Below are 5,970 nucleotides of genomic sequence, written 5' to 3' on the forward strand. Positions count from 1 at the left end.
GGTCCCTTGGCGGGCCATTTTCGTAGAGAGAAGATTTCACTCGATCCGCTTGGATGTGAGTTCAACGTGCGTTTAGCAGACCTGGCAGCGACCTACTCTCCCGCGTCTTGAGACGAAGTACCATCAGCGCTGGAGCGTTTCACGGCCGAGTTCGGAATGGGATCGGGTGCAGCCGCTCCGCCATAACCACCAGGTCGGCAAAACGCACGTTGTTCGAGAAGCTGTTTTTTGTGCCAAGGCGACGTTTGTGGCTTTCGGGCGTAAGCCCGCAAGCGCGACTGCGCGTCGCCGGTTTTCCGGCGCCCTCGCGGAGCATAGGCCCGTAAGGGCCGCTCATGCGTGAGCGCTGGTCAGACCATCGTGTTACACGATGGGCATAAGGAATGAGAACGATCAAGCCGATCGAACTATTAGTACCGGTAAGCTTCAAGCGTTGCCGCTCTTCCACACCCGGCCTATCAACGTGGTCGTCTTCCACGGTTCTCAGGGAATACTCGTTTTAAGGTGGGTTTCCCGCTTAGATGCCTTCAGCGGTTATCCCGTCCGGATATAGCTACCCTGCTATGCGGCTGGCGCCACAACAGGTCCACCAGAGATCCGTCCATCCCGGTCCTCTCGTACTAGGGACAGATCCTTTCAATATTCCTACACCCACGGCAGATAGGGACCGAACTGTCTCACGACGTTCTGAACCCAACTCACGTACCGCTTTAAATGGCGAACAGCCATACCCTTGGGACCTGCTCCAGCCCCAGGATGCGATGAGTCGACATCGAGGTGCCAAACAACCCCGTCGATATGGACTCTTGGGGGTCATCAGCCTGTTATCCCCGGCGTACCTTTTATCCGTTGAGCGATGGCCCTTCCACGCGGGACCACCGGATCACTATGACCGACTTTCGTCTCTGCTCGACTTGTCAGTCTCGCAGTCAGGCAGGCTTATGCCATTGCACTCAGCGAACGATTTCCGACCGTTCTGAGCCCACCATCGCGCGCCTCCGTTACTCTTTAGGAGGCGACCGCCCCAGTCAAACTACCCACCATACATTGTCCCGGACCCGGATAACGGGCCGCGGTTAGACATCCATAGTAATAAGGGTGGTATTTCAAGGGTGGCTCCACCTGAGCTGGCGCCCAGGTTTCAAAGCCTACCACCTATCCTACACATGCCACTACGAATGCCAATGTAAAGCTATAGTAAAGGTGCACGGGGTCTTTCCGTCTAACCGCAGGAACCCCGCATCTTCACGGGGAATTCAATTTCACTGAGTCTATGCTGGAGACAGCGGGGAAGTCGTTACGCCATTCGTGCAGGTCGGAACTTACCCGACAAGGAATTTCGCTACCTTAGGACCGTTATAGTTACGGCCGCCGTTTACTGGGGCTTCGATTCAGAGCTTGCACCCCTCCTCTTAACCTTCCAGCACCGGGCAGGCGTCAGACCCTATACGTCGTCTTGCGACTTCGCAGAGCCCTGTGTTTTTGATAAACAGTCGCTACCCCCTGGTCTGTGCCACCCTCCTCCACTTGCGTGGAAAAGGGTCACGCTTCTTCCGAAGTTACGCGTGCAATTTGCCGAGTTCCTTCAGCATAGTTCTCTCAAGCGCCTTGGTATACTCTACCAGACCACCAGTGTCGGTTTCGGGTACGGTTTATAAGGAGGAGCTATTTCCTGGAACCACGCAGCAGCCCGTTCAATCCGATAAGATTGGACTACCTCAATGATCCGTCACTACCTCCAAGCCCACGAATATTAACGTGGTTCCCATCGACTACGCGTTTCCGCCTCGTCTTAGGGGCCGGCTAACCCTGCTCAGATTAGCTTTAAGCAGGAACCCTTGGTCTTTCGGCGGGGGAGTCTCTCACTCCCCTTACGTTACTCATGTCAGCATTCGCACTTCTGATACCTCCACCACCCCTCACGGGTATGGCTTCATCAGCTTACAGAACGCTCCGCTACCGCTCGTGATTGCTCACGAACCCTAAGCTTCGGTGTATGGCTTTAGCCCCGTTACATTTTCGGCGCAAAGACCCTTATTTAGACCAGTGAGCTGTTACGCTTTCTTTAAATGATGGCTGCTTCTAAGCCAACATCCTGGTTGTTTTGGGATCCTCACATCCTTTCCCACTTAGCCATAACTTGGGGACCTTAGCTGTAGGTCAGGGTTGTTTCCCTTTTCACGACGGACGTTAGCACCCGCCGTGTGTCTGCCGACTAGTACTCCCAGGTATTCGGAGTTTGGTTAGGTTTGGTAATCCGGTGAGGACCCCTAGCCCATCCAGTGCTCTACCCCCTGGGGTATTCGGTCGACGCTCTACCTAAATAGATTTCGCGGAGAACCAGCTATTTCCGAGTTTGATTGGCCTTTCACCCCTAGCCACAAGTCATCCCGAACTATTGCAACAGTTATGGGTTCGGTCCTCCAGTAAGTGTTACCTTACCTTCAACCTGCTCATGGCTAGATCACTCGGTTTCGGGTCTAATGCGACGAACTGAACGCCCTGTTCAGACTCGCTTTCGCTGCGCCTACACCTAGCGGTTTAAGCTTGCTCGTCACACTAAGTCGCTGACCCATTATACAAAAGGTACGTGGTCACCCTTGCGGGCTCCCACTGTTTGTAGGCAATCGGTTTCAGGTACTCTTTCACTCCCCTTGTCGGGGTGCTTTTCACCTTTCCCTCACGGTACTAGTTCGCTATCGGTCATGCACGAGTACTTAGGCTTGGAGGGTGGTCCCCCCAATTTCAGACAGGATTTCACGTGTCCCGCCTTACTCGAGGACGATTGATTGCATTACGCGTACGGGGCTGTCACCCACTATGGCCCTACTTTCCAGAAGGTTCCGCTTGTCTCTCAATCGCCACTGGCCTGGTCCGGGTTCGCTCGCCACTACTTCCGGAGTCTCGGTTGATGTCCTTTCCTACGGGTACTTAGATGTTTCAGTTCCCCGCGTTCGCCACTTTATCCCTATGTATTCAGGATAAGTTACCTATAACAGATACTTGGAAACCACAGCGGCAAGTCACCCTGCCGCTCTGATTTTCCAAGCACCTTAGGTGGGTTTCCCCATTCGGAAATCTACGGATCAAAGGGTATTCGCACCTCCCCGTAGCTTATCGCAGCGTATCACGTCCTTCATCGCCTGTGCATGCCAAGGCATCCACCAATTGCCCTTAAGACACTTGATCGTTCTCATTGCCAATGCCCACCTGCGCAATCCCGAAGGGATTGTCGCTTCAGCCTCGCCCTTACGGGGTTGGCATCCGCGCAATCCGAAGGATTGTCGCCTGAATCGGATCCTGTGCGGGATCCAATTCGATGTCATTGGCACAAAAAGACCAGCTTCTCGAGATCGGTTCGAGGGTGCGGTTAGGCAAACCCATCATATGCAAGGGATTGAGCGTCCCTTGCGACAAATCACGAGACCTTGCGGCCCATGAAGTTCGAACAAATCTTCTCTTTACGATGTCAAACAGAACAAGCGGAGAGCCAAGAAGCTCACCACAAACCTTTATACGAATGACTTTTTCCCTCATCTCTACTCGACACCCCTCATCCGAAGAAGAAGTGGTGGAGCCGGACGGGATCGAACCGACGACATCCTGCTTGCAAAGCAGGCGCTCTCCCAGCTGAGCTACGGCCCCTGATTGTTTTCCCGATAGATATCGAGGAGATCCGACAATCCTTGCGGATTGCGAAGTGGTGGGCCTGGGAGGACTTGAACCTCCGACCTCACGCTTATCAAGCGCGCGCTCTAACCAACTGAGCTACAAGCCCTAAGCCCCAAGCGCAGATGGTAGCCGGCATCGAGGCAGAGCCTCGCAAGGCCGACCGGCCGTCGCGGCTCGTGCCGCGCCCTCGCGGAGCGCCAGCACCCATAAGGGTGCGACGCGGCGCGCGAGCGCAATCCAAAGTCATTCGCTGAAGAAAGAGAAACGAAGGCGGCAGACCCGCTTAAGGTATGCGCGACAGTAAGATTGACTATCTTCTGTCTTGTTCCAAGAGAACTGAAAGGCAGAGGCTCGACTGATCCATCCGAGGATGGGCGAGCGTTTCCATTAGAGTTCTTCCTTAGAAAGGAGGTGATCCAGCCGCAGGTTCCCCTACGGCTACCTTGTTACGACTTCACCCCAGTCGCTGACCCTACCGTGGTCGCCTGCCTCCTTGCGGTTAGCACAGCGCCTTCGGGTAAAACCAACTCCCATGGTGTGACGGGCGGTGTGTACAAGGCCCGGGAACGTATTCACCGCGGCATGCTGATCCGCGATTACTAGCGATTCCAACTTCATGCACTCGAGTTGCAGAGTGCAATCCGAACTGAGATGGCTTTTGGAGATTAGCTCGACCTCGCGGTCTCGCTGCCCACTGTCACCACCATTGTAGCACGTGTGTAGCCCAGCCCGTAAGGGCCATGAGGACTTGACGTCATCCCCACCTTCCTCTCGGCTTATCACCGGCAGTCCCCTTAGAGTGCCCAACTGAATGCTGGCAACTAAGGGCGAGGGTTGCGCTCGTTGCGGGACTTAACCCAACATCTCACGACACGAGCTGACGACAGCCATGCAGCACCTGTCACCGGTCCAGCCGAACTGAAGGTTTCCATCTCTGGAAACCGCGACCGGGATGTCAAGGGCTGGTAAGGTTCTGCGCGTTGCTTCGAATTAAACCACATGCTCCACCGCTTGTGCGGGCCCCCGTCAATTCCTTTGAGTTTTAATCTTGCGACCGTACTCCCCAGGCGGGAAGCTTAATGCGTTAGCTGCGCCACCGACAAGTAAACTTGCCAACGGCTAGCTTCCATCGTTTACGGCGTGGACTACCAGGGTATCTAATCCTGTTTGCTCCCCACGCTTTCGCACCTCAGCGTCAGTACCGGACCAGTGAGCCGCCTTCGCCACTGGTGTTCCTCCGAATATCTACGAATTTCACCTCTACACTCGGAATTCCACTCACCTCTTCCGGACTCGAGATACCCAGTATCAAAGGCAGTTCCGGGGTTGAGCCCCGGGATTTCACCCCTGACTTAAGTATCCGCCTACGTGCGCTTTACGCCCAGTAATTCCGAACAACGCTAGCCCCCTTCGTATTACCGCGGCTGCTGGCACGAAGTTAGCCGGGGCTTCTTCTACGGTTACCGTCATTATCTTCACCGTTGAAAGAGCTTTACAACCCTAGGGCCTTCATCACTCACGCGGCATGGCTGGATCAGGCTTGCGCCCATTGTCCAATATTCCCCACTGCTGCCTCCCGTAGGAGTCTGGGCCGTGTCTCAGTCCCAGTGTGGCTGATCATCCTCTCAGACCAGCTATGGATCGTCGCCTTGGTAGGCCATTACCCCACCAACTAGCTAATCCAACGCGGGCTCATCCATCTCCGATAAATCTTTCTCCAAAAGGACGTATACGGTATTAGCTCCAGTTTCCCGGAGTTGTTCCGTAGAGATGGGTAGATTCCCACGCGTTACTCACCCGTCTGCCGCTCCCCTTGCGGGGCGCTCGACTTGCATGTGTTAAGCCTGCCGCCAGCGTTCGTTCTGAGCCAGGATCAAACTCTCAAGTTTAGAAGACTTTGATTTGGCTTTATTTGGTCACGCATGAATCGACGAGAACATTCACACCTAGGCAACTTAATGCCTTGGTAGACTTATTCTCACGAAACGTGATCCGCCAAAGTCTCGTTCGAACCAATTACCCCTGGCGGAGTAAGAGGTTCAGCAGGACTCTGCCGCCCACGTTTCTCTTTCTTCATTATTCAATTTTCAAAGAACAGACACCGCAGACGCAGTGTCGTGGCCCGTTACGCTTGTGGCTTCGGGGCCGTTCGAGTGTCGCTCACGCGGCTCTCTTGAATTTCGCAGAGGGCAGTCTTAGAAGCAAACTTCTTCGTCGCCAGCGGCGCACCGCCCTCGTTCGTGAGGCGTATATAGTCGCCACCAATCCAAACTGTCAACACACTTCACCAAAGTTTTT

General features: G+C 54.6%; 2 tRNA genes and 3 rRNA genes. All 5 read right to left on the reverse strand.

The features are described from left to right. Positions 1 to 79 precede the first annotated feature (79 nt). Positions 80 to 194 (reverse strand): 5S ribosomal RNA (gene rrf / locus CK227_RS10225). A gap of 195 nt (positions 195 to 389) precedes the next feature. After that, positions 390 to 3,189, reverse strand: a 23S ribosomal RNA gene (locus CK227_RS10230). Between the two features lie 380 nt (positions 3,190 to 3,569). Then, positions 3,570 to 3,645: transfer RNA gene (locus tag CK227_RS10235), tRNA-Ala, on the reverse strand. Between the two features lie 56 nt (positions 3,646 to 3,701). Beyond that, positions 3,702 to 3,778, reverse strand: a tRNA-Ile gene (locus tag CK227_RS10240). Between the two features lie 298 nt (positions 3,779 to 4,076). Continuing rightward, positions 4,077 to 5,561 (reverse strand): 16S ribosomal RNA (locus CK227_RS10245). Together the 16S, 23S and 5S rRNA genes with 2 tRNA genes alongside form the textbook arrangement of a ribosomal RNA operon. Between the last annotated feature and the right edge of the window lie 409 nt (positions 5,562 to 5,970).

Origin of the sequence: Mesorhizobium sp. WSM4308, assembly GCF_002294905.1 — a bacterium.
In the GTDB taxonomy this organism is placed as follows: Bacteria; Pseudomonadota; Alphaproteobacteria; order Rhizobiales; family Rhizobiaceae; genus Mesorhizobium.